Below are 485 nucleotides of genomic sequence, written 5' to 3'. Positions count from 1 at the left end.
AATGCCTGTTCAGCGACCTGACTTTTCCCAGTTACATGCAGTTCATGGAATTTACGACGTGCATGGGCCATGCAGCCCACCTCTATGACCTGGCCTGATTTAAAGCGTGCTTTATAACCACTGTAATCATCACAGACTAGATAACCCTGCCAGCCTTTCAAGAACTCTGCAGCATGCTGGCCTGAACGACTATCCTGAAAGTCATAGATCACCGCCTGAACTGGATTGTACTGTGTAGTGGCATAGGCCCAGACATAACCTTTCTTCGGTTTTTTATCATTCTCACCCATCCGCATGATGGTGACCGGTGTTTCATCTGCATGCAGCACCTGCTGTTGTAGTACCACCTCTTTTAAGGCATTGGCCAGAGGTTCCAGTTCTACACCGCAGCGACCTATCCAGTCAGATAAAGTTGATCTAGAAAGTTCGATTCCCGCCCGCTGATAGATCAGACGTTGACGGTACAGCGGCAAATGATCGGCATA

1 protein-coding gene is annotated in these 485 nt (G+C 48.5%); it reads right to left on the bottom strand.

Annotation, left to right across the window (positions count from 1 at the left end; translation table 11 throughout):
- On the bottom strand, positions 1-485 hold a 485-nt coding region (locus D7V20_RS19500), incomplete at both ends, for an IS66 family transposase (RefSeq protein WP_147395829.1).

Source organism: Acinetobacter rongchengensis, from assembly GCF_003611475.1.
Classification (GTDB): domain Bacteria; phylum Pseudomonadota; class Gammaproteobacteria; order Pseudomonadales; family Moraxellaceae; genus Acinetobacter; species Acinetobacter rongchengensis.
The sequence above is the reverse complement of the archived record's forward strand: the minus strand, read 5'-3'. Positions and strand labels throughout refer to the sequence as shown.